The sequence below is a fragment of the Streptomyces sp. NBC_00667 genome (assembly GCF_036226825.1).
GTDB lineage: Bacteria > Actinomycetota > Actinomycetes > Streptomycetales > Streptomycetaceae > Streptomyces.
The window spans coordinates 3,382,969-3,404,973 of record NZ_CP109022.1; the positions used below are offsets into that span (position 1 = coordinate 3,382,969).

The 22,005-nt window shown below is 72.8% G+C and carries 19 protein-coding genes and 1 pseudogene; 8 read left to right on the forward strand and 12 right to left on the reverse strand.

Annotation, left to right across the window (positions count from 1 at the left end; genetic code table 11):
• Positions 1 to 82 precede the first annotated feature (82 nt).
• Positions 83 to 637, forward strand: coding sequence for a Uma2 family endonuclease (locus tag OHA81_RS15730; RefSeq protein ID WP_329196534.1), 555 nt, complete (start codon positions 83 to 85; stop codon positions 635 to 637).
• Here OHA81_RS15730 and OHA81_RS15735 read toward each other — a convergent pair.
• Positions 634 to 1,438 (reverse strand): annotated as a pseudogene (locus OHA81_RS15735) (hypothetical protein). The gene OHA81_RS15730 and the pseudogene OHA81_RS15735 sit on opposite strands and share 4 nt — an antisense overlap.
• 32 nt (positions 1,439 to 1,470) lie before the next feature.
• Here OHA81_RS15735 and OHA81_RS15740 point away from each other — a divergent pair.
• Positions 1,471 to 1,965 (forward strand): LURP-one-related/scramblase family protein, encoded by a 495-nt coding sequence (locus tag OHA81_RS15740; protein WP_329196536.1) that lies wholly within the window; start codon positions 1,471 to 1,473, stop codon positions 1,963 to 1,965.
• A 51-nt stretch (positions 1,966 to 2,016) separates the two neighbouring features.
• On the opposite strand, the gene OHA81_RS15745 is transcribed toward OHA81_RS15740, so the two are convergent.
• Together OHA81_RS15745 and OHA81_RS15750 are read right to left on the reverse strand one after the other, a co-directional pair.
• A complete protein-coding gene (locus OHA81_RS15745; protein ID WP_329196538.1) occupies positions 2,017 to 2,328 on the reverse strand; it encodes a hypothetical protein in 312 nt (103 codons plus the stop codon).
• Positions 2,329 to 2,403: 75 nt separating this feature from the next.
• Positions 2,404 to 3,183, reverse strand: coding sequence for a carbon-nitrogen family hydrolase (locus tag OHA81_RS15750; protein ID WP_329196540.1), 780 nt, complete (start codon positions 3,181 to 3,183; stop codon positions 2,404 to 2,406).
• Between the two features lie 137 nt (positions 3,184 to 3,320).
• Between OHA81_RS15750 and OHA81_RS15755 the strand changes: the two genes are divergently transcribed.
• Positions 3,321 to 4,145, forward strand: a complete 825-nt coding sequence (locus OHA81_RS15755) for a maleylpyruvate isomerase family mycothiol-dependent enzyme (protein ID WP_329196542.1) — start codon at positions 3,321 to 3,323, stop codon at positions 4,143 to 4,145.
• A gap of 62 nt (positions 4,146 to 4,207) precedes the next feature.
• On the opposite strand, the gene OHA81_RS15760 is transcribed toward OHA81_RS15755, so the two are convergent.
• The 4 genes from OHA81_RS15760 to OHA81_RS15775 form a co-directional block, all read right to left on the reverse strand.
• Complete coding sequence (locus tag OHA81_RS15760; RefSeq protein WP_329196544.1) at positions 4,208 to 5,527, reverse strand: MFS transporter; 1,320 nt, start codon at positions 5,525 to 5,527, stop codon at positions 4,208 to 4,210.
• Entirely contained in the window at positions 5,524 to 6,174 is a 651-nt protein-coding gene (locus OHA81_RS15765; protein WP_329196546.1) for a GntR family transcriptional regulator, read from the reverse strand. The genes OHA81_RS15760 and OHA81_RS15765 overlap by 4 nt, the downstream gene beginning before the upstream one ends.
• 131 nt (positions 6,175 to 6,305) lie before the next feature.
• Positions 6,306 to 8,264, reverse strand: a complete 1,959-nt coding sequence (locus OHA81_RS15770) for a C1 family peptidase (RefSeq protein WP_329196548.1) — start codon at positions 8,262 to 8,264, stop codon at positions 6,306 to 6,308.
• 207 nt (positions 8,265 to 8,471) lie between these two features.
• Entirely contained in the window at positions 8,472 to 9,542 is a 1,071-nt protein-coding gene (locus tag OHA81_RS15775; RefSeq protein ID WP_329196550.1) for a hypothetical protein, read from the reverse strand.
• Between the two features lie 343 nt (positions 9,543 to 9,885).
• Here OHA81_RS15775 and OHA81_RS15780 point away from each other — a divergent pair, with 343 nt between their 5' ends.
• Both OHA81_RS15780 and OHA81_RS15785 read left to right on the forward strand, forming a co-directional pair.
• Positions 9,886 to 11,109, forward strand: coding sequence for a DUF1266 domain-containing protein (locus OHA81_RS15780; protein ID WP_329196552.1), 1,224 nt, complete (start codon positions 9,886 to 9,888; stop codon positions 11,107 to 11,109).
• A 79-nt stretch (positions 11,110 to 11,188) separates the two neighbouring features.
• Complete coding sequence (locus OHA81_RS15785; RefSeq protein WP_329196553.1) at positions 11,189 to 11,605, forward strand: PPOX class F420-dependent oxidoreductase; 417 nt, start codon at positions 11,189 to 11,191, stop codon at positions 11,603 to 11,605.
• Positions 11,606 to 11,690: 85 nt separating this feature from the next.
• On the opposite strand, the gene OHA81_RS15790 is transcribed toward OHA81_RS15785, so the two are convergent.
• The 4 genes from OHA81_RS15790 to pdhA form a co-directional block, all read right to left on the reverse strand.
• Positions 11,691 to 12,629 (reverse strand): GNAT family N-acetyltransferase, encoded by a 939-nt coding sequence (locus tag OHA81_RS15790; protein WP_329196555.1) that lies wholly within the window; start codon positions 12,627 to 12,629, stop codon positions 11,691 to 11,693.
• Between the two features lie 117 nt (positions 12,630 to 12,746).
• On the reverse strand, positions 12,747 to 14,240 hold the full coding sequence (locus tag OHA81_RS15795; RefSeq protein ID WP_329196557.1) for a dihydrolipoamide acetyltransferase family protein: 1,494 nt from the start codon (positions 14,238 to 14,240) through the stop codon (positions 12,747 to 12,749).
• 12 nt (positions 14,241 to 14,252) lie between these two features.
• Positions 14,253 to 15,233 (reverse strand): alpha-ketoacid dehydrogenase subunit beta, encoded by a 981-nt coding sequence (locus tag OHA81_RS15800; RefSeq protein WP_190185636.1) that lies wholly within the window; start codon positions 15,231 to 15,233, stop codon positions 14,253 to 14,255.
• A gap of 5 nt (positions 15,234 to 15,238) precedes the next feature.
• Positions 15,239 to 16,438 carry a pyruvate dehydrogenase (acetyl-transferring) E1 component subunit alpha gene (gene pdhA / locus OHA81_RS15805; RefSeq protein WP_329196559.1) on the reverse strand — a complete coding sequence of 400 codons (1,200 nt, stop codon included), beginning with the start codon at positions 16,436 to 16,438 and terminating at the stop codon, positions 15,239 to 15,241.
• A gap of 325 nt (positions 16,439 to 16,763) precedes the next feature.
• Between pdhA and OHA81_RS15810 the strand changes: the two genes are divergently transcribed.
• Positions 16,764 to 17,426, forward strand: coding sequence for a response regulator transcription factor (locus OHA81_RS15810; RefSeq protein ID WP_329196561.1), 663 nt, complete (start codon positions 16,764 to 16,766; stop codon positions 17,424 to 17,426).
• A gap of 271 nt (positions 17,427 to 17,697) precedes the next feature.
• Here OHA81_RS15810 and OHA81_RS15815 read toward each other — a convergent pair whose 3' ends face one another.
• Entirely contained in the window at positions 17,698 to 19,323 is a 1,626-nt protein-coding gene (locus OHA81_RS15815; protein WP_329196563.1) for a protein kinase domain-containing protein, read from the reverse strand.
• 227 nt (positions 19,324 to 19,550) lie between these two features.
• Between OHA81_RS15815 and OHA81_RS15820 the strand changes: the two genes are divergently transcribed.
• Positions 19,551 to 21,206, forward strand: a complete 1,656-nt coding sequence (locus OHA81_RS15820) for a protein kinase domain-containing protein (RefSeq protein ID WP_329196565.1) — start codon at positions 19,551 to 19,553, stop codon at positions 21,204 to 21,206.
• A 186-nt stretch (positions 21,207 to 21,392) separates the two neighbouring features.
• On the forward strand, positions 21,393 to 21,971 hold the full coding sequence (locus OHA81_RS15825) for a hypothetical protein (protein WP_329196566.1): 579 nt from the start codon (positions 21,393 to 21,395) through the stop codon (positions 21,969 to 21,971).
• Positions 21,972 to 22,005 lie beyond the last annotated feature (34 nt).

The window sequence follows — 22,005 nt, forward strand, 5'->3', positions numbered from 1 at the left end:
GTCCAGCTGTACCCCCAGGGGTGACGCCGCTCGGCGGGCCGTCGTGACAGGCTGGCCGCAGGCATCGAAGGAGGCGTCCGGCATGACCACCGCGCACGACTACGGCGAAGGCATCGACCCCGAGCGTGCCCTGAAGTACGCCATCCAGCACCACAGCGGCGACCGCACCGAGATCATTGAAGGGGTCATCAGCAACGTGACGCCGAACTGGGACCACGAGAACGCGGCTGAGGAGATCCGCGATCAGATCAAACCGCGGGTCAAGGAACTGGGCTGTGTGACCGGGTCGGGCAATCTGGACCTGCCCGGCTCGGCGAATTGGTACGTCCCGGACATCGCGGTCGCCCCCAAGGAGCTGGCAAAAGGCGGCGGCGCCCTCCTCCCCGACCAGACCCTGCTGATCGTCGAAGTGACCTCGGAGTCCAACGCCGAGACCGACCGCGTCGTCAAGCGCAAGCGGTACGCCGAGTACGGCGCGCCGCTCTACCTGCTGGTCGACCGGTTGGACAAGACCGTCACCCTGTTCTCCGAGCCCGGGCGGCTCGGTTACGCGAAGGTCGACGGGCCGCATCCGTTCGGGACGGCCGTGCGGCTGCCGGAGCCGTTCGACTTGGACCTCGACACCAGCGAGCTCTAGGACAGGAAGGAGTCCAGGGAGCGGGCGAGGGCGGTGACGAAGGCGTCCTGGACGTCGGTCGGGACGAGGTGGAGGGACAGGTAGGGGTTGAGGTCCTCCAGTTCGACCAGGAGGAGCTCGCCGGAGGGAGCGCGGCAGGCGTCCACGCGCTGGATGCCGTGCGAGAGGGTGTTCCACTCGACGAAGGTGCGGGCGAAGGCCAGGTCCGCCGGGGTCGGGTCGTAGTGCTCCAGCTCCCAGCGGCGGTCGGGGTCCGGGGCGTACAGGGCGTACTGGAAGGCGTCGTCCACGAAGTAGAACGACACCTCGTACGCGAAGTCGATCCGCGGCTGGATCAAGGTCCGGCCCGGCTCCGCGGTGGAGGGGTCCGCCGTGAAGGTGAGGCCGATGGAGTCCGCGCCCTGCTTGGGCTTCACCGCGTACTGCGGGACCCGCGGCAGCAGGTGCAGGAGCGCCGGGTCGTCGACCGTCGGGATCACCGGGTAGCCGGCCGCCGTCAGGTCCGGCAGGTACTGCTTGCCCGCCATGTCGCCGCGCCCCGTCAGCGGGTTGTAGACGCGGGCGCCGCCGGCGAGGGCGGCGGTGCGGAAGGCGTCGTAGGCCTCCTGGTAGTACAGGACGGGGCCGCTGTTGCGGACCACGACCGCGTCGAAGCCGCCCATGAGGGCCTCGGCGTCGCGCGGGTGGCACAGGGCCAGCGGGAAGTGCTCGCGCAGCCGCCCGGTGAGGAATATGTCCTCGTCGCAGTAGCGGCTGGCCGCGCGCCGGGTACGTCAGGTCGGTGACATAGAGCAGTGGCATGGCGGAAACCTATCGCGGGCACGGATCAGGCCATGAAATACCTCGTACGGGACAAAGTGCTGGACATCGGGGACGACTACTGGATCGAGGACGAGGACGGCCGGCAGGCCTTCCTCGTCGACGGCAAGGCCCTGCGGCTGCGCGACACCCTGGAGCTCAAGGACCCCGAGGGGCGGATCCTGATCACCCTGCGGGAGAAGTGGCTCGCCTTCCGCGACGCGATGACCCTGGAGCGGGACGGCCGCCGGCTGGCCGTGATCCGCAAGAAGTGGCTCTCCCTGCTGCGCAACCACTACCTCGTCACCCTCTCCGAGGGCACCGGACTGGACGTCAGCGGGCGGATCCTCGACCGCGAGTTCAAGGTCGAGTACGACGGCGAGCTGCTCGCGCTGATCTCCCGCCGGTGGTTGCGGGTCCGCGAGACGTACGCGGTGGACGTGGTGCGGGAGGACGCGGACGCGGCGCTGCTGATCGCCGTCGCCGTGTGCGTGATCCGGATGGCCGAGAAGGAGCGGGAGGAGCGGTAGGCGACGCGGTGGCAACGGGGTCGGCGGCAGCCGGCGCGGCGGGTAGCCGCGTCAGCGGCCGCGCGCGGTCAACTGGCCCTGTGCGTAGGGGTCGGCCTCGGGAGTGTACGGGCCGCCGTGGTCCGCGAGGAGGTCGGTGATCCGCCGCCACTCCGCCAGGGCGGCGCGGGTGGACGCGTCGGCGCCGCCCCCGCCCGCGGCGGCGTCCTCGGCCCGCTCCAGGGCGGCCGCCGTCTGGTGGTGGGTCATGCCGGTGGCCTCGGCCCGCACCCGGTCGCGGGCCTCGGTCTCGCCCGGGGACGGTTCGTGCGGCTCCAGTGCCGCCTCCACCATGGCCTCCATGGCTTCGGACTCCTGCGACATGGCACCCGCCCCCCTGCTCCGCTCCTTGCGCCGTCGCCGCCCGCATACCCGGCGGCCGCTTCGCCAACCGTCGTCTCAGCGCCCGAGGCGGCGGTCCTTCAACGCCGGGAACTGCTCCCGCGTGTCCGCGACCTTCGCCGGGTCCAGCTCCACCGTGAGCACGTCCTCGCCCGGCCCCGCCTCCGCGAGCACCTCGCCCCACGGGTCCACGACCAGGCTGTGCCCGGCCTGCTCGACTCCCGCGTGGGTGCCGGCCAGCCCGCAGGCCAGTACGTACGCCTGGTCCTCCACGGCGCGGGCCCGGTTCAGCAGCGTCCAGTGGGCGCGGCGCCGGGCCGGCCAGCCCGCGGCGACGACCATCGTGGTGGCCCCGGCGTCGACCAGGCCGCGGAACATCTCGGGGAACCGCAGGTCGTAGCAGGTGGCGATGCCGAGCGTCTGCTCCGGCAGGGTCACCGTGGTCAGGGTGTCCCCGGCGGCCATCAGCACCGCCTCGCCCTGGTCGAAGCCGAAGCGGTGGATCTTGCGGTAGCTGGCGGCGAGCTCACCGGCCGGGGAGATCACCAGTGCGGTGTTGTAGAGCGACCCGTCGCCCGCGCGCTCCACGACCGAGCCCGCGTGGAGCCAGACCCCGGCGTCGGTCGCGGCCTTGGACATCGTCTCGTAGGTCGGGCCGTCCAGCGGCTCCGCCTCGGTCTCGAACTGCTCGTAGGCGAACGCCCCCACCGTCCACAGTTCCGGCAGCACGACGAGGTCGGAGGCGGACTGCTCCCGTACGAGATCGGCCACGCGGGCGCGTCGGGAAGAGACCGACTCGCCCTCGTTCACGGCGACTTGGATCAGAGAGGCGCGCACACTACCACCGTCCTTGCATTGCGTCCGTCAGCTCGGGCCTACGATCGTCACACGAAAGCGCTGCCGGGGTGCTCACCGGCAGCGTACTTTTGGGCACAGTCCACAACGCGCCACTGAACAGCACGCGAGGGGTCCCGTTGACCGTCCATCCCAGCCTCCAGCCCTATGCCGATGCGTGGACCCATTCCATCGAGGCGATATCCGAGCTGGTCCTCCCCCTGTCGGAGGGCGAGTGGAACCGGGCGACTCCGTGTCCCGGCTGGTCGGTTCGTGACGTGGTGTCACACATCATCGGCATCGAGTGCGAGCAGCTCGGCGATCCGCGGCCGATCCACACGCTGCCGCGCGACCTGCGGCACGTGGTGGACGAGTTCACCCGGTACATGGAGGTGCAGGTTGACGTCCGGCGTCACCACACCGCCCCGGAGATGACCTCCGAGCTGGAGTACACGATCATCCGGCGCCAGCGCCAGCTCCGCAACGAGAAGCGGGATCCGGCCACGCTGGTGCGCGGCCCGCTGGGCGACCAGGTGCCGCTGGAGTTCGCGCTGCGGCTTCGGGCGTTCGACGTGTGGATCCACGAGCAGGACCTGCGGGCGGCGCTGGGCGTCCCCGGGAACTGGGACTCGCCGGGCGCGTACGTGGCGCGGGACCTCCTGCTGGCCGGGCTGGCGAAGGTGGTCGCGAAGGAGGCGGGCGCGCCCCCGAACTCGGCCGTGGTGCTCGACGTGCACGGGGAGCTGGAGTTCATGCGGACCGTACGGGTGGACGCGCAGGGGCGGGGCACGCTGGACAAGGCGCCCTCGCTGGGGCCGGCGGTGACGCTGGCGATGGACTGGCAGACGTACGTGCGGCTCGCGGCGGGGCGGGTACGGCCGCACGCGGTCGCGGACCGGGTGAAGACCGAGGGCGACCCCGCCCTGGCGGAGGCCATCCTGACGCGCTTCGCCGTGACCCCGTAACCCCACCGGCCCGCGCCGCCAGGGCTCCCGCGTACGGGGAAGCCCGGTGCGGGCCCGGGCTCCTACGTACGGGCGCGGGCCGGGGCCACCCGGTCGGGGCCCGGCGCCGGGAGCGGGAGGCGTTCGCGGGCCAGGGCGGCGGGCCGCAGCCGCAGGATCTGGGACAGGCCCAGCACCTCCAGGAAGAACACCGACGAGAAGGCGATCCGGTAGTCGTCGCCGGTGGCGTCGAGCAGGACGCCCACCGCGAGCAGCGTCGTCATGGACGCGAGGAAGCCGCCCATGTTGGTGATTCCCGAGGCGGTGCCCTGACGTTCGGCCGGGTTGGCCGGGCGGGCGAAGTCGAAGCCGATCATCGAGGCCGGGCCGCAGGTACCCAGCACCACGCACAGCGTGGTCAGCAGCCACATCGGCGCCCGCTGGCCGGGGTAGGCCAGCACCGCGCCCCAGAGCGCGGCGGTGGCCGCGACCGTTCCCAGCGCCAGCGGGATCCGCGCGCCCTGGCGGCGGCCGACGAGCTGCCCGTACAGCAGCCCGAACCCCATGTTCGCGACGACGATCAGCGTCATCAGCCCGCCCGCGGTGGTCCGCGACAGCCCCTGCGCCTCGACCAGGAACGGCATCCCCCACAGCAGCAGGAACACCATCGCGGGGAACTGCGTCGTGAAGTGCACCCACAGCCCGAGCCGGGTTCCCGGCTCCCGCCAGGACTCGGCGATCTGGCGGCGTACGAACCCGCCCCCGCCGGCGCGCGCCACGGGCGCCGGCGCGTGCCCTTCCGGGTGGTCCCGCAGGAACAGCACCAGCGGCACCAGAACGAGGAGCCCGGCTGCCGCACTGCCCGCGAAGGCCGGCACCCAGCCGAGCCCGTGCAGCGCCGGCGCCAGCACCAGCGTGGAGACGAGGTTGCCCGCCATGCCCACCAGTCCGGCCAGCTGCGCCATCAGCGGCGCGCGCCGGGCCGGGAACCAGCGCGTGCCGAGCCGCAGCACGGAGATGAAGGTCATCGCGTCGCCGCAACCCAGCAGGGCGCGCGCGGCCAGAGCCGTCCCGTAGGAGGGCGCCAGCGCGAAACCGAGCTGTCCGACGGTGAACAGCACCGCCCCCATCGTCAGGACGCGCTTGGTGCCGAGCCGGTCCACGAGCAGCCCGACGGGTATCTGCATGCCCGCGTAGACCAGCAGCTGGAGGATGGAGAAGGTGGCGAGGGCCGACGCGTTGACGTGGAAGCGGTCGGCGGCGTCCAGCCCGGCCACGCCCAGGCTGGTGCGGAAGATGACCGCGACGAAGTAGACGGCGACGCCGATCGCCCAGACGGCGAGGGCCCGGCGCCCGCCGGGGGGATCCAGGGGGAGGCGGGGCGGCCCGGTGGGGGCGCTCACCGGCCGGCCCCGCGCACCAGCGCCTCGACCCGGCCCACGTGCGCCCGTACGGCGGCGGCGGCCGTCTCCGGCTCCCCGGCGCGCAGGGCGTCCAGGATCTCGGTGTGCTCGGCCAGCGTCCGCTCCACCCGGTCGGGGTGGGCGTGCAGCAGGGCCACGCCCATCCGCAGCTGCCGGTCGCGGAGCTGGTCGTAGAGCCGGCCCAGGATCTGGTTCCCGGCGTTGCGGACGATCTCGGCGTGGAAGGCCCGGTCGGCGGCCATCAGGGCGACCAGGTCCCCGTCGGCGGCGTGCCGGCGCTGCTCCCCGATGAGGGCGGCGAGCCGCTCCAGCAGGCCGGGCGGGGCGGGCACGGCCCTGCGGACGGTGAACTCCTCGACCAGCAGCCGGGTTTCGATGACGTCGGCGATCTCCTGCGCGGAGACCGGCAGCACCAGCGCGCCCTTCTTCGGGTACAGCTTGAGCAGCCCCTCGGTCTCCAGGCGCAGCAGCGCCTCGCGCACCGGCGTGCGGGACACGCCGACGGCCTCGGCGACCTCGCCTTCGGTGAGGAGTACGCCACCCTCGTAGCGGCGGCCCAATACCCCCTGTTTGACGTGCTGGTAGACGCGGTCGGCGGCGGTCACGACCGGGGGCGCGGAAGTCATGCGCACAGGATAGATACATGCGCCGTACAAGAGTTCCGGCCGTCCAGGATGCGGACGGCCGGCCGGGGGCTCAGGCCGCGGGCTCAAGCCGGGGCTCAAGCCGGAGCTCAAGTCGGGGCTCAAGTCGAGGCTCAGGCCGGGCCGATCAGCGGCCCGGCGTGCCAGCGGCCCGAACCGTCGCGGCGGTAGTGCTGGAGCAGGCGGTCGGTGCGCAGGACGATCACCTCCAGGTCGAACCCGAAACTGCCCTGGAGCATCCCCGTGACGGCGAGCGCGTCCCGCCCGAAGACCGCGCCCCGGGTCCAGGCGCCGCCGCCCGCGTTCCCCCGCCACCAGTGCTCGACCCGGCCGCCCGCCGCGACGACGCACAGCTCGTAGTTCCCCGCGGTGTCCTCGTCGGTGGCCCCGTACTGCGCCTCGATCAGGCACGGGGCCGAGGTGATCGCACTGCCGAACACCTCGCCGGGATGCCAGGCGAAACCGTCGCGGTCGTCGCGCCACCACAGCTGCATCCGGCCGTCCGTGCGGGTCGCGACGAGGTCCAGGTGACGGGAGCGGGTCTGGACGAGGGCGGGCCCGAAGTGGGCGATGCCGGAGGCGAAACGGCCGCCGTCGTTCCAGGTCCAGGGCGCTCCGTTGATGCGCCACCAGTGGTTGAGGCGTCCGTCGACGGTGCGGACCACCACCTCGAAGTTGCCGGGCTTGCCGTAGTCGCTCTGGATGAAGGCCGGGGTCGAGCCGATCGCCGCGTCCCCCGGCCCGAAGGCGCCGCCGTCGCGCCAGGCACCGCCGGACTGCTCGTAGTACCAGTGGCGCAGCCGTCCGCCGGTGGTGACGTGCAGGGACTCCGTGTTCCGGTTGAAGGTGGTGCCCGTGAAGGCGGGCTGGCCGGAGGCGTCGTTGGCGTACGTCTTGGCCGGGGTCCACGCGAAGGGCGCCTCGCCCTCGCGCCACCAGTGCCGCAGGCTGCCGTCACCCGTCGTGGCCGCGAGTTCGAAGTTGCGGTGGCCGCGGCCGTTGCCGCTCTCGTAGACGTTCCCCGCGTGCAGGCGACGCTTGCTCCACGGGTCGACGTTGGTGCCGGTCAGACCGCACTTGGCCCAGTGGTCGATGCGGGCCTCGCCGTACGCGATCCGCCCGTAGCCGCCGGTGTGGTGACCCGCGCCCCAGGAGTTCTTGAAGAGCCAGCACCCGGCCGCGTCGTCGTAGCCGACGACCAACACGCAGTGTCCGCCCGCCAGTCGGTCGCTCGTCCGGTGGTACACGCCGGAGCCGAGCCCGAAGAAGTCCTCGTACACGTCGAGGCAGGCGGTCAGCGGGCCGACCGTGTCCAGCCACACCTTCTGCTGCCCGACGTCACCGAGCCGCACGTAGTCGGTGATCCGCACCGTCCGGCCCGACCGGTCCCAGCTCGGCGTGTACTCGGAGCCCCAGGCGGCGCGCCGCTCGGCGGGCAGGCCGGGCGGCGGGATGGTGTAGGGCCGGCAGTCGGGGTCCGCGAGGCCGCCGTTGTCCCGGATCCAGTCGAGCGCGGTCTCCGGGTCGCAGCCCTGGCCGCAGGTCAGCCGCAGTCCGTCGCGCACGTCCCCCTCGGACCGCACGGCCCACACGTGGTGTTCGATCCGGGCCATGGACTCCACCAGGCCGGCCGCCGCGAAGGCCCAGCCGGACTCGCACGGGTTCTGGTCCTTCACCCGGGTGATCCACCGCCACCCCCACCGCTCGCGCCAGTCCACGGCCGTCGGCAGCGCGAGCGCCGCGGCTCCGCCGGTGCCGGGGCGGGTGTGGGTGCGGGAGCTGGTGCCGGTGCCGGTGCGGGGGTCGGGGCCGTTGCGGGGGTCGGGCAGCAGGCCGTGCGCCGTCCTGCGCCGGGTCAGCAGTGGGTTGCCGCTCACGTGCCCGACCAGCGCCCGCAGATCCACGGTTCCCGCCTCGGCGGCGGTGGTCGGGCGCGACGGGCCGGCCAGGCCGAGGGAGGGGCGTGGGAGCGGCTCTCCGTCGGCGAGGTGCTCGCTGACGGACCAGCGTGCCCCCAGCTCCGCGAGCCGCGCGCGCAGCTCCCCCGCCGTCCGCACGGACTCCTGCGGCATACCGGCCCCCCAGTGCGCGATCGCCCGTTCGGATGCGGGCGAGACCCGGGAGCGTCTCCCCGGCGCAGGGGGGCGTCAAGAGGGGTTGCGCGGTCGCGCGGTGGCACGGGGGTCGTACGGTGCGGGCCCCGGCGGGGACGGGGGCGGGCACCGCTGCGTCCCCGGCGCGCGAAGGTCGCCGGGGACGCAGGGTTTTTTGGGGGGCGCTCAGGCAGTGGGCGCCTTCTGCTGGCCCGAACCGTTGACCATGACGAGGAGGACGTTGCCCAGGTCGGTCACGACCGTGTCGGCCTTGGCCTTGGCGTCGGCGGAGTTGCTGCCGGTCTCGGCGACCTTGAGGAGGCCGTCGACGGAGGCCTTGAGCTTGTCGACGGCGGCGGCGGCCTTGTCGACGGGAGCGGCCTTCGGTGCGGTGACCGGAGTCGCGACCGGGAGCTTGGCCGCCGGGGCGGCCGGGTTCGCGGGCTGCGCGACCGGGGGCTTCGCCGCCGGGTCGGCCGGCTTCACGGGCTCGGCGACCGGGGGCTTCGCCACGGGGGCCGCCGGGTTCGCGGGCTGCGCGACGGGGGGCTTCGCGGGCTGGGCCGCCGGGGGCTGCGCGACCGGAGGCTTCGCCGGCTCGGCAACCGGAGGCTTCGCCGGCTGGGCCGCCGGGGGCTGCGCGACCGGAGGCTTCGCCGGCTCGGCAACCGGAGGCTTCGCCGGCTGGGCGACCGGGGGCTGCGCGACCGGGGGCTTGGCTGGCTCGGCAACCGGAGGCTTCGCCGGCTCGGCAACCGGAGGCTTCGCCGGCTCGGCAACCGGAGGCTTCGCCGGCTGGGCGACCGGAGGCTGCGCGACCGGGGGCTTGGCCGCCGGGTCGGCCGGCGGGTCGGCGGGCTCGGCCATCACCGGCTTGGCCATCACCGGCTTCGCCACCGCCGGGTCCGCCGGTACGGGGGCCGGCAGCGGCTTCGCCGACTCGGGCAGGCTCTGGCGCAGCTCCGCGAACGCGGGCTCCAGCTGCTTCTTGACGGCGGCCAGCTCGGCCTCCGACACCTTCCCGTTCGGCGACTTCAGCACCGCCGAGAGCAGGTCCGTGACGGGTTCGACCACTTCGGCGGCGGCGGCGAGCGACTGCGCCTGGGCGAGCAGCGCCTCACTGCCGGGAACGGTCTGCCCGGCGAAGGTGACGGACGGGCGCTCGGGCGAGGAGACGGCTGCCGCGATGCCCGGGGAGGCGGTCAGCAGGGTCACGCAGAGGGCGGCGGGGATGGAGTAGCGGGTGATGCGGTGCAACGGCTCTCTCCTGTTCAGCGATGTGATGACCGTGTGGTCCGGGATGACGCGGGGCCGTGGAGCTGCCCCATACCACTCACCGACAGCCGGTCACCGCCCGCAACCGGAGCTGCTCCTCCACAGCCGCCGACACGCCGCGCAACGGCGTAAATCACCTGCCTGACCTGCCCGAACCCCATCACCCCGGAGCGCGACCCGGATGGACGCACCGTCGTCACACAGCGTAACGATCGGGGCCGGGCGTCGGGTTCCCCCTCGCGGGCCGGGCCGACGAAGACGCGGCGGCCGCCGGGGGCACGGGAGGCCCGAACTGGCGCCCGATACGCACGGATAGGGTTTCCCCATGGGGACCTGGACCGCACCGAGCGCCATAGAACGAGAGCTGGAAGAGGCCAAGGCCGCCGGGAACTGGCCGGCGTTCTTCGACGCCCTCGCGCTCGCCGATCTCTTCGTACCGCAGGAACGGTCCTTCCAGGACGCCCACCCCACCCAGGTGCGCCGTCAGCGGGTCCACTTGCCGCAGGCGCGCGCCGAGGCGTACGTGGTCTTCACGGAGGGGATGCTGCCCGCGCCCACTCCCGAGCTCGTCTTCGAGAGCGTCGACCTCGGGTGGTTCTGCGAGAGCTTCCCGCCCGACGGGCCCCCGTTCCTGGCCGTGAACCCCGGAACCCCCTTCGAGACCCTCCTGCCCGCCTCGCCCGCCCACCGCGCCACCTGGGCCCTGCACGACGGCCGCCGGCCGCGGTACGTGGGCCTGGAACAGGGCAAGGTCCACGCCCTCCACGTCGGCGGGCCCCTGCACGGCCCCGTCGCCTTCGGGCTGGCCTGCGGCGCGCACCTGTCCGTGCGCAACGGCATGTTCTGGAACTCCCTCGCCTACCACGGCCAGGGCTACACCAAGGAGCGCGAGACGCTCCGCGACAGCTGGGGCGTGACCACCCGCGAGGAGTGGCTCGTCACCACCGAGCGGCTGCTGCGGGCCGACATGGTCAGTCCGGTGTGGGAGTTCGCGCTCCGCGTGCGCCAGGCGCTGGCCCAGGAGTTCGCCGGACCCGTGGACATCGAGCACTGGCGCCACGCCACCGAGGCGACCTTGCGGGCCAACGCCGAGCGGGCCGCCGAGCCCCGGCTGACCCCCGACGGGGTGACGGTCGCCCAGCCGCGTCCGACAGCCGAGGTCGAGGGCGAGATCGCGGGCGTGCAGCGGGTCATCGGCCGGATCACCCGCTACGAGCAGCGGTTCCGGGCGGACGGGGTGCTCGGCGAGGGCAAGTACGTGCGGTCGGTGGAGGCGTGGGACTACGGCCGGGCCTCCCAGATGGCCCGCTGGGGCGTCGGCGCCCGCTTCGGGACGCTCGCCGAGGCCGAGGACGTCGTGGTGCGGGCCGGAAAGGCGTGCCGGCTCGCGTACCGGTCCTGGGAGGAGCTGTCGGCGGGGTTCGTCCTCGGGCGCTGCATGCAGTTCGACGAGGAGGAGTTCGGGCGGTGGTACGAGGAGATGGTCACCGCGCACCGCGAACTGACGGGCGACCCGGGAAGCCCGTGGCTCAACCTCGCCTGGGGCTGACGCGCGGACCTCGGGTAGTCGCACCGCGGGCCGCGGAACCCGGCGCGCCGCCGTGCGCCGGCCAACTAGCCTGTGCGGCATGACCGTTGAGCTGAACGACACCGTACGCAAACTGCTGGACGCGCCGCATCCGGCCATCCTGACGACGCTCAACCCCGATGGCGGACCGCAGAGTTCGGTGGTGTGGGTGACCCGGGACGGCGACGACGTGCTGGTCTCCACCGAGCAGGGTCGCCGCAAGGAGCGGAACATCGCCCGGGACGCGCGGGTCGGCCTGACCGTCTTCGACCTGACCAACCCGTTCCTCTACGCGGAGATCCGCGGCACCGCCTCGGTCTCCGAGGACACGGGGCGGACCGTCGCCGTCCGGATCGCCGAGGAGTACCTGGGACCGGGCGCGGGCCGGGAGTACGCGCAGGCGCCCGCGGAGAACGTACGGGTGGTCCTGCGCATCACCCCGACGAACGTGCTCGGCAACGCCACCAAGGCCGGCTAGGCGCCTACGGCAGCCGGGGAGGGCACAGGGCCGCCCTCCCGGCCGGGGCCGCCCGTCTCCCGGCCGGGAGCCGCCCGCCCTGCGGTCAGGCCCGCGACGGCCCTTCCAGGACCAGGCGGATCTCCGTGACCTCGTAGCCGGCGCGGTCGAAGGCGGCGGCCATGGGGGCGTTGACGGTGTCCGTGGTCGCGGTGATGCGGCGGGCGCCCTGACCGGCGTGGAAGCGGGTGATCTCCGCGAGGATCTCGTCGATCAGGCCCTTGCCGCGCTGTTCGGGCACGACGCCGAGGTAGCCGACGTTGCGGTGGTAGGGGGTCGCCGAGGGAACGGCGAACCCGGCGAGGGTGCCGTCCGGGAGCTCCGCGAGCCGCCACCAGGAGCGTTCGCCCGGGCAGTCGCGGTAGAACCCGACGTCCTCCCGGGCCAGTTGCACGGCGTCCATGGAGCGCAGTTCGGTCCGGGTGTGCGCGTCCAGGCTCCCGGCCGAGACGCGGGCGAACGCTTCGACGAACTCCTCGTCCGTGCCCTCGCGGAACACCAGCCGCCCGGTGGGCTCCGCGGTCCCGGCGGCCGGGGTCCACTCGTAGCGCAGGCGCTCGATCCCGTTCGTCAGCCCGGCCCTGCGCCCCGCCTCCCGACGCCAGGCGACGGCTTCGACGACGTCGGGGCGGGCGCGCCAGTCGCGGGGCAGGGAGGCGTTGTAGAGGGGCAGGACCCCGAAGGCCGCGTGTCCGGCGGCGAGCAGGCCGGCGGCGACGGTGGCCGGATCGTCGACGGTGGCCCGGACCTGGAGGCAGTCCAGAGCGACGGGCCGCTCGCTGTCCTCCCGGCCCCACCACAGGGCGCGGGCGAGGACCTCGCCGCCCTCGTCCTCGGCGAACCAGACCCACTCGGGGCGCATCCGGCCCGCCGCCAGCTCCTCCCGGATGCGGTCGGCGGCGAGCGCGTCGACGGGGCCGTCGGCGGGGTAGGTGAGGACGCGGTCGATGTCCGTGGGGTCTGCGGTCGCAGCGCGGAAGATCATCCGCCGATGATCGGGCAGGGTGGGGCCGTCGGCCAGCAGTTTTCCGCGCCCGAACGGCCGGTGGCCGGGCTCCCCGAAGGGGCCCGGCCACCGGCGCCGCGTGCGTTCTCCTGTGCGTTACGACCAGGTGACGAGGCGGCGGGGGTGTTCCAGGACCGCCGCGATGTCGGCCAGGAAGCGGGATCCGAGCTCGCCGTCGATCAGACGGTGGTCGAAGGACAGCGCCAGCGTGGTGACCTGGCGCGGCTTGACCTTGCCCTTGTGGACCCACGGCTGGAGCTTGATCGCACCGACCGCGAGGATCGCGGACTCGCCCGGGTTGATGATGGGCGTCCCGGTGTCGACGCCGAAGACGCCGACGTTGGTGATGGTGATCGTGCCGTTCTGCATGTCGGCCGGGGAGGTCTTGCCGTCGCGGGCCGTGGCGACCAGCTCGGACAGGGCCGTCGACAGCTCGGGCAGCGTCTTGGCGTGGGCGTCCTTGATGTTCGGGACGATCAGGCCGCGCGGGGTGGCCGCAGCGATGCCGAGGTTGACGTAGTGCTTGAGCACGATCTCCTGGGCCGCCTCGTCCCAGGACGCGTTGACGTCCGGGTTGCGGCGGACGGCCACGAGCACCGCCTTGGCGATGAGGAGCAGCGGGTTGATCCGCAGACCGGCGAGGTCCGGGTCGTCCTTGAGCTGCTGGACCAGCTTCATCGTGCGCGTCACGTCGAGGGTGATGAACTCGGTGACGTGCGGCGCGGTGAAGGCGGAGCCGACCATGGCCTGGGCGGTGACCTTGCGGACGCCCTTGACCGGGATGCGGGTCTCGCGCGCCGTCGCCCCGGCGGGGGCCTGGGCGGGTGCCTGTGCGGCGGCCGGGGCCGGTGCCGCGGCGGCCGGGGCCGGTGCCGCGGCGGCCGGTGCGGCTGCCGGAGCGGCCGGAGCGGTCTGCGGGGCGACGGCGGCCGCGGCGGCCGCGTGCACGTCCTCGCGGGTCACGACGCCGCCCTCGCCGGTGGGGACCACCGAGGCGAGGTCGATGCCGAGGTCCTTGGCGAGCTTGCGCACCGGCGGCTTGGCCAGGGGACGCTCGGCGCCCCCGGCCATCGTGCCGTTGCCATTGCCATTGCCGTTGCCGTTCAGCGCGCCGGTCCCGTTCTGCGCGGGAACGGCGGTGGCGGCCGGAACAGCGGCCGGGGCGGCGGACGCCGCCGGGGCGGCCGCCGAGCCCGCTCCCGCCTCCGCGGCGGCCTTGCGCGGCCGGCGCTTCGTCGAGGCCGTGGACACGCCGTAGCCCACCAGGACGGGCTGGCGCGCCTCGGCGGCCGGCTCCTCGGCGGCGGCCGGGGCCGCCACCTCCTGTGCCGGGGCCTCGGCGGCCGGGCCTTCCGTCTGCACCGAGATGATCACCTGGCCGACGTCGACCGTGGTGCCCTCCTCGAAGAGCAGCGCGTGCACGGTCCCGTCGAACGGAATCGGCAGCTCCACGGCCGCCTTCGCGGTCTCGACCTCGCAGACGACCTGCCCGTCGGTGACGGTGTCACCCGGCTGGACGTACCACTTGAGGATCTCGGCCTCGGTGAGGCCCTCGCCCACGTCGGGCATCTTGAATTCGCGGATGGTCATGAACGTGGCTCCTCAGTACGCCAGCGAGCGGTCGACGGCGTCGAGCACCCTGTCCAGGCCCGGCAGGTACTCGTCCTCCAGGCGGGCCGGCGGGTACGGGGCGTGGAACCCGCCCACGCGCAGCACCGGCGCCTCCAGGTGGTAGAAGCACCGCTCCGTGATGCGCGCGGCGATCTCCGAACCCACGCCCAGGAACACCGGCGCCTCGTGGACGATGACCAGGCGGCGGGTGCGCTCCACCGAAGCCTGCAGACCGTCGAAGTCGATCGGGGACATCGACCGCAGGTCGACGACCTCCACCGACTTGCCCTCCTCGGCCGCCGCGGCCGCCGCCTCCAGGCAGACCTTCACCATCGGGCCGTAGGCGGCCAGGGTGAGGTCCGTGCCGGCGCGCGCCACGCGGGCGGCGTGCAGGGCGTCCGGGATCGCGTCGACATCGACCTCGCCCTTGTCCCAGTAGCGCCGCTTCGGCTCGAAGAAGATCACCGGGTCGTCGCTGAGGATCGCCTGCTGGAGCATCCAGTAGGCGTCGCTCGCGTTCGACGGGGAGACCACCTTGAGGCCCGGGACGTGCGCGAACAGCGTCTCCGGGGATTCGCTGTGGTGCTCGACCGCGCCGATGCCGCCCGCGTAGGGGATGCGGATGACGACCGGCATCTTGATCTTGCCGAGCGAGCGCGCGTGCATCTTCGCGAGCTGCGTGACGATCTGGTCGTAGGCGGGGAAGACGAACCCGTCGAACTGGATCTCCACGACGGGCCGGTACCCGCGCAGCGCCAGGCCGATCGCCGTGCCGACGATGCCGGACTCGGCGAGCGGGGTGTCGATGACCCGCTCCTCGCCGAAGTCCTTCTGCAGGCCGTCGGTGATGCGGAAGACGCCGCCGAGCTTGCCGACGTCCTCACCCATGATCAGGACCTTGGGGTCGGTCTCCAGGGCCTTGCGCAACGAGTCGTTGAGCGCCTTCGCGATGGTCAGCTTCTGTACGGCCATGGTGGTCACTCCCCGCCTTCGAAGGACGCGAGGTAGGCGGCGAACTGGGCGCGCTCCTCGTCGACGAGCGCGTGCCCGTCCGCGTAGACGTTCTCGAAGATCGCCATGGTGTCCGGGTCGGGCATGGCGCGCACGACCTCGCGCACCCGCTTGCCCAGCGTCTCGCTCTCCTCCTCCAGCTGCGCGAAGAACGCCTCGTCGGCGCCGCCCGTCGCCAGGAGGTGGGCCTTGAGGCGCAGGATCGGGTCCTTGGCCTCCCAGGCCGCCGTCTCCTCGTCGCGCCGGTACTTCGTCGGGTCGTCGGAGGTGGTGTGCGCGCCCATGCGGTACGTGAACGCCTCGACCAGCGTCGGACCCTCGCCGTTGCGCGCCCGCTCCAGCGCCCAGCGGGTGACCGCCAGGCAGGCCAGGACGTCGTTGCCGTCGACGCGCACGCCCGGGAAGCCGAAGCCCTGGGCCCGCTGGTAGAGCGGCACGCGCATCTGGCGCTCGGTGGGCTCGGAGATCGCCCACTGGTTGTTCTGGCAGAAGAACACGACCGGGGAGTTGTACACCGCCGAGAAGGTGAACGCCTCGGCGACGTCACCCTGGCTGGACGCGCCGTCACCGAAATAGGCGATGACCGCGGAGTCCGCGCCGTCCTTGGCCACGCCCATCGCGTACCCGGTCGCGTGCAGCGTCTGGGAGCCGATGACGATCGTGTACAGGTGGAAGTTGTTGGTGTTCGGGTCCCAGCCACCGTGGTTCACGCCGCGGAACATGCCGAGCAGGTTGGTCGGGTCGACCCCGCGGCACCAGGCCACACCGTGTTCACGGTAGGTGGGGAAGACGTAGTCGTCGTCGCGCAGCGCCCGGCCGGAGCCGATCTGCGCGGCTTCCTGACCGAGGAGCGAGGCCCACAGGCCCAGCTCGCCCTGACGCTGCAGGGCGGTCGCCTCACCGTCGAAACGGCGGGTCAGGACCATGTCGCGGTAGAGCCCGCGCAGGTCCTCGGTGGTGATGTCGGCGACGAAGGGGGCGAACTGCGCGCTGTCGGCGCTCTCGACCCGTTCTCCCTCGGGCGTCAGCAGCTGTACGAGCTGAGGCTCGGCGTCGTGCGGCTGTGCGGTGGCAACGGCGGTCTTGCGGGCGCTATCGGCGCCGGCCGCCCGCTTGGTGCCGCTGCTGCGTCGCGGCTTGCGCGCGGCAGTGCTCTCCACGGTCACGTGTGCTCCTCCGTCGGTCCGGCACCCGGGTTCTCCGGGGTCCAGTGCGGCTCACCTGCATGCGTACCCGCGCACGGGGTGGGTGCGAGGAAGGTACGGGATTCAGGCGTGACAGGTGCCCCGGCGAGTGCCCTGCGCAATGCACGTTACCCAGTGCCTCGCATAACTGCGAAACCCCGTTTGACCTGCGATTTTGCTTGGATATCCAAGTAAATCGGCGGCGGCGGGAACAACCACTGGTCACAGCCTTGCAGGGGGCCGGAACAACGGCACGTTATCCCGGGTAACTGCGGCAGGGAAGGGGTGAGTGTGTGAAACTGACTCCGTGCCCGAAAACGGTAAAATCAAGGTATTCCTCCTGGACGACCACGAAGTGGTACGCCGGGGAGTGCATGAGCTGCTGTCCGTGGAAGACGACATCGAAATCGTGGGCGAGGCGGGTACGGCCGCCGACGCGATGGTGCGGATCCCGGCGACCCGCCCCGACGTCGCGGTCCTCGACGTGCGGCTACCGGACGGCAGCGGGGTGGAGGTGTGCCGGGAGGTGCGCTCGCAGGACGAGGGCATCAAGTGCCTGATGCTCACCTCGTTCGCGGACGACGAAGCCCTGTTCGACGCGATCATGGCCGGCGCCTCGGGGTACGTGCTGAAAGCCATCCGCGGGAACGAGCTGCTCAGCGCGGTACGGGACGTCGCGGAGGGCAAGTCGCTGCTGGACCCGGTGGCCACCGCGCGGGTACTGGAGCGGCTGCGCGACGGCAACAACGGCAGGGGCGACGACCGGCTGTCGCACCTCACCGAACAGGAGCGCAAGATCCTCGACCTGATCGGCGAGGGGCTGACGAACCGCGTCATCGGCGAGCGGCTGCACCTGGCCGAGAAGACCATCAAGAACTACGTCTCCAGCCTGCTGTCGAAACTCGGCATGGAGCGGCGCTCGCAGGCGGCGGCGTACGTGGCGCGCCTCCAGGCGGAGAAGCGCGTCTAGCCGAGGAGGCCGGCACCTCCCACCGGCGCGCGAGCGGTGCGTGAGCGGTGCGCGAGGGCGTACGACCGCGGCGCGAGCGGTGCGCGAGGGCGTACGACCGCGGCGCGAGTGCCGTTCGAGGGGCGCGCGAGCAGCACGCGAACGCGATTCCATTCAGGACCCGGAGCCGGCCGCGTTGGTCGGCGGCCGGGAGGTCTGCAAGCGGAAAAGGGCCGGGCCCGGCGGAAATCCTTCCGTCGGGCCCGTTCCTGTGACCGTCGTATGACCGTCCCTATTCGCCTTCGTTGTTCACCGCGCCGCCGGTGGGCGGCGCGGTCGGCTTCGTCGGCTTCTCCGACGGCGTCGGCTTGTCCGAGGTCGGGGGCTTTTCCGTTTCCGTCGGCTTCTCCGAGGCCGTCGGCTCCGTCGACGGCGTCGGCGTGGTGCTCGGCGTGTACTTGGTGCGGCCCGGGGTCGGCTTGTAGGTGGGCTCTTCGCTCGAATCCGAGGAGTCCGAGGGCTCCGTGGAGGGGGTGGTCTCCGAAGAGGAGGAGGAGCTCTGCGAGGCGTTCGGGGAACTGCTGGTCGTGGTGCTCGGCTTGTTGCCGCCGCCACCGCCGCCGCCCACCGTCTTGACGGCGTAGGCGATGCCGCCGGCGATCGCGAGGACCGCGAGGACCGCGAACACCCACATCTTCCAGCGGCTGCCGCCCCGGCGGTCGTCGTAGCCGTCATAGCCGTCGTAGCCGCCGCCCGGGCCGTAACCGCCGCCCTGGCCCTGGCCGTGCCCGCCGCGGCCACCGCCACCCGGGAAGGCCGTGCCGTCGTCCGGGTTCAGCGCGGGCACCATCGGCCGCTGGAACTGCGAGGTCGTGGCGTTCTGGCCGTACGGCGGGCGCGGCCCGCCGGGTCCGCGCATCGGCGTCGTCGGGGCGCCACCGCCGGCCTGCCCGTGCGGCAGCGCCATGGTGACCGGACCGGTGTTCCACGTACCGGAGTTGGGCCCCTGCTCCTGGAGCATCTGCAGCGCGTACTGGACCAGTGCGCGCATCTCCTCGGCGCTCTGGAACCGGTCGTCCGGGTCCTTCGCCAGGGAGCGCATGACCAGGCCGTCGAGCTCCTGCGGGATGTGCTGGCCCTCGGGCAGCTGGGACGGCGGGACCGGTACGTCCTGGACGTGCTGGTAGACCACCGACAGCGGCGTCTCACCGGTGAAGGGGGGCCGCAGCGCGAGGAGTTCGTACAGCAGGCAGCCGGTCGCGTACAGGTCCGAGCGGTGGTCCACGGCCTTGCCGAGGGCCTGTTCGGGCGACAGGTACTGGGGAGTGCCCATGACCATGCCGGTCTGGGTCATCGTCGACTGCGCGCCGTGCAGGGCGCGCGCGATGCCGAAGTCCATCACCTTCACCGCACCGGTGTTGGTGATGATGACGTTCGCGGGCTTGATGTCGCGGTGCACGATGCCGTGCTGGTGCGAGTACGCGAGCGCTTCCAGCACGCCCGACACGATGATCAGCGCCTGCTCCGGCCCCGGGGCCTCCGCGCTGATCAGCAGCTCGCGGATGGTGCGGCCTTCGACCAGCTCCATGACGATGTACGGGACGACGTTCGGGCCGACCCGGTCCTCGCCCGAGTCGTAGACCGCGACGACGGCATGGTGGTTGAGCCCGGCGACCGACTGTGCCTCGCGGGTGAAGCGGGCCTTGGACACCGGGTCCTCGGCGAGGTCGGCGCGCAGCAGCTTCACGGCGACGGTGCGGCCCAGCCGGACGTCCTCGGCGGCGAACACCTCCGCCATACCGCCTCGTCCGAGGCGGTGCGTGAGGCGGTAGCGGCCGTCGCCCACCAGGCCGCCTGCGCCCCAATGCTCAGGATCCTCGGCCATCCCGGCGCCGGTTCCGTCGGGTTCGGGTGCCATCAGTCCTCGCCGTCGTCTCTCTCGTCCGTAACTTCTGCGGGTCCTCTTCGGGTGCTCCGACGAACGCTACAGCCTCGGAACAGGTCGCCGTTCGGGCAATGGCACGCCGTGGCCCCCCGGTCACGGAACGGGCACCTGGCTTGACTGGCGCTTGCCCTCCGGCAGACTGGGCGCCACATGCGCTCTGCCAGACGCGTTCGGACACAGCCCGAGGGGAAGCAACAGTCATGAGCCAGGACGGCACACGGGGCCGGTACGCAGGCGGTTCCCTGTCCGGTGGCCGTTACCAGCTAAGGGACTTGCTGGGCGAAGGCGGCATGGCGTCCGTCTATCTCGCCTACGACTCGGCGCTCGACCGACAGGTCGCCATCAAAACCCTGCACAGCGAACTCGGCCGCGAAGCGTCCTTCCGCGAGCGGTTCCGCCGCGAGGCGCAGGCTGTTGCGAAACTGTCGCACACCAACATCGTCTCGGTATTCGATACGGGCGAGGGAACGGTCACGTTCGGCGGCTCCGTCGCGGACGACGGCGCTCCGATGCCGTACATCGTCATGGAGTACGTGGAGGGGCAGCCGCTCGGCTCCGTGCTCCAGGCGGACGTCGCGCAGTACGGCGCGATGCCCGCCGACCGGGCGCTCAAGGTGACGGCGGACGTGCTGGCCGCGCTGGAGACCAGCCACGAGATGGGCCTGGTCCACCGCGACATCAAGCCGGGCAACGTCATGATGACCAAGCGCGGCGTGGTCAAGGTCATGGACTTCGGCATCGCACGCGCCATGCAGTCGGGGGTCACCTCGATGACGCAGACCGGCATGGTCGTGGGCACCCCCCAGTACCTGTCGCCCGAGCAGGCGCTGGGACGGGCCGTCGACGCCCGCTCCGACCTGTACTCGGTCGGCATCATGCTGTTCCAGCTGCTGACCGGCCGGCTGCCCTTCGACGCGGACTCGCCGCTGGCCATCGCCTACGCCCACGTGCAGGAGGAGCCGGTCGCCCCGTCCTCCGTCAACCGCTCCGTGACGCCGGCGATGGACGCGCTGGTGGCCCGCGCCTTGAAGAAGAACCCGAACGAGCGTTTCCCGACGGCCGCGGCCATGGGCGACGAGATCGCGCGGGTGCTGTCGGCCGGTCACACGGGCGCGCCGGTCATCGTCCCCGGTGCGGCGGCGGGCGGCAGCGGCGCCGGGGTGAGTTCGGCCGTGTTCCCGCCGGTCGACTCCGCCTACCAGACGCCGCCGCAGTCGGTGCAGCAGCCGTACCAGGCCGCGCAGACGGGACCGTCCCCGTACGCGCCGCACACTCCGGCGCCGGGCGGCTACGCGTACCCGTCCCAGCAGCACGCGCCGCAGGGCGCGCAGCACCACTACGGCCCGCAGACCCCGGCGCCGTTCACCATCTCGCCGAACCCGGGGGGCGGGGCGGGGACCGCGGCCCCGAAGTCGAACACCCCGGTGATCGTCGGGGCGATCGTGGTGGCGCTGCTGGCCGTCGGCGGGCTGATCGCGGCGCTCAACATGGGCGGCGACGACAAGGACCAGGCGCGGGGGAACGGGGGCACCACGCCCTCGGCGTCGGCATCGTCCCCCGCCAAGGCGGGTCACAAGGGTCCGGACACCTCGCGGACGATGGAGACGGAGAAGTGCAAGAACCCGTCCAAGGACTGGCAGGACGCGTCCAAGGTCGCGGCCCCGGACTTCACCTACAAGAACCTGGCCTCGGTGAAGCTCTGCATCCAGGCCGCGGGCGGCAAGTACAAGATCGAGAACAAGGACGAGGCCGTCTTCGGGCAGGACACCGTCCTCGCGCAGTTCCCCGTGGCCGGGACCGCCGTGACGAAGGACCAGGAGTACACGCTGACCGTGTCCACCGGTGATCCGCAGTAGGCGGTAGGCCGTAGGCGGCCCCGGGTGGGCCGCTGCGGTTGTCTTCCGGCATCCCGGGCCACCCCGATGGGCGGTCCGGGATGCCGCTTTTGTCCCGTCGTGCAAATGTGAGCCCTGTACAGGCCCGAGCGCTGCCGCTGCGCGCGCTCGCGCCGCCCGCGCCGCTCGGACGGGAGGGGCTCCCCGGTGACCCAACGCCTCCGTGCGCCGGTGTGGGCGGCCTGGGCCGTGCTGGCGGCGGCCGCACTCCTGGGCGTCGCGCCCGAGCAGGGCGGGGCCCCCGCCTCCGCCCCGGTCCCGGTGGCCTCCGCGAGCGCCGACGAGGTGGCCCTCGTACCCGAAGAGGCTTACGAGGAGCTCGCCGGCAGTTTCGCGGGCGTCGGGCGGGACCGGCCCGGGCGGCCCGTCGGCGAGCCGGCCGACCCCGAGGCGATGGTGGCCTCCCGGCCGCGGCAACTGCCCGCGCGTCCGCAGCGGCCGCCCGGCGTTGCGCCGGGTACGGCCGACACCGGCGCGCCGACCGCGGCTTCCACCGGAGTGCCGACCGGAGCGCCGACCGGAGCCCCGTCCACCGCGGCCTCCCCCGGGGTGAGCCCCGCCCCGGACGGCTCGGCGAGCCCGGGCACCGGGGTCAACGCGATCGGCACGGGGACGAACGACCGGGCCGCCGACCTCGCCGCGCACATGCTCCCGCTCGGCACCGGGCTCGCCCTGATGGGGCTGGGCCTGGGGTTCATCGGCGTGCGGCTGCGGCGGGGTCCGTAGGCCCCCTCCTCCTCACGGCGTACGCCCCGGGACG

What these genes read in the sequence shown, in the direction of transcription:
- OHA81_RS15730 (WP_329196534.1), top strand. Translation starts at nt 83, where the DNA reads ATGACCACCGCGCACGACTACGGCGAAGGCATCGACCCCGAGCGTGCC.
- OHA81_RS15740 (WP_329196536.1), top strand. Translation starts at nt 1,471, where the DNA reads ATGAAATACCTCGTACGGGACAAAGTGCTGGACATCGGGGACGACTAC.
- OHA81_RS15745 (WP_329196538.1), bottom strand. Translation starts at nt 2,328, where the DNA reads ATGTCGCAGGAGTCCGAAGCCATGGAGGCCATGGTGGAGGCGGCACTG.
- OHA81_RS15765 (WP_329196546.1), bottom strand. Translation starts at nt 6,174, where the DNA reads ATGACTTCCGCGCCCCCGGTCGTGACCGCCGCCGACCGCGTCTACCAG.
- OHA81_RS15770 (WP_329196548.1), bottom strand. Translation starts at nt 8,264, where the DNA reads ATGCCGCAGGAGTCCGTGCGGACGGCGGGGGAGCTGCGCGCGCGGCTC.
- OHA81_RS15780 (WP_329196552.1), top strand. Translation starts at nt 9,886, where the DNA reads ATGGGGACCTGGACCGCACCGAGCGCCATAGAACGAGAGCTGGAAGAG.
- OHA81_RS15785 (WP_329196553.1), top strand. Translation starts at nt 11,189, where the DNA reads ATGACCGTTGAGCTGAACGACACCGTACGCAAACTGCTGGACGCGCCG.
- OHA81_RS15790 (WP_329196555.1), bottom strand. Translation starts at nt 12,629, where the DNA reads ATGATCTTCCGCGCTGCGACCGCAGACCCCACGGACATCGACCGCGTC.
- OHA81_RS15795 (WP_329196557.1), bottom strand. Translation starts at nt 14,240, where the DNA reads ATGACCATCCGCGAATTCAAGATGCCCGACGTGGGCGAGGGCCTCACC.
- OHA81_RS15800 (WP_190185636.1), bottom strand. Translation starts at nt 15,233, where the DNA reads ATGGCCGTACAGAAGCTGACCATCGCGAAGGCGCTCAACGACTCGTTG.
- OHA81_RS15815 (WP_329196563.1), bottom strand. Translation starts at nt 19,323, where the DNA reads ATGGCACCCGAACCCGACGGAACCGGCGCCGGGATGGCCGAGGATCCT.
- OHA81_RS15820 (WP_329196565.1), top strand. Translation starts at nt 19,551, where the DNA reads ATGAGCCAGGACGGCACACGGGGCCGGTACGCAGGCGGTTCCCTGTCC.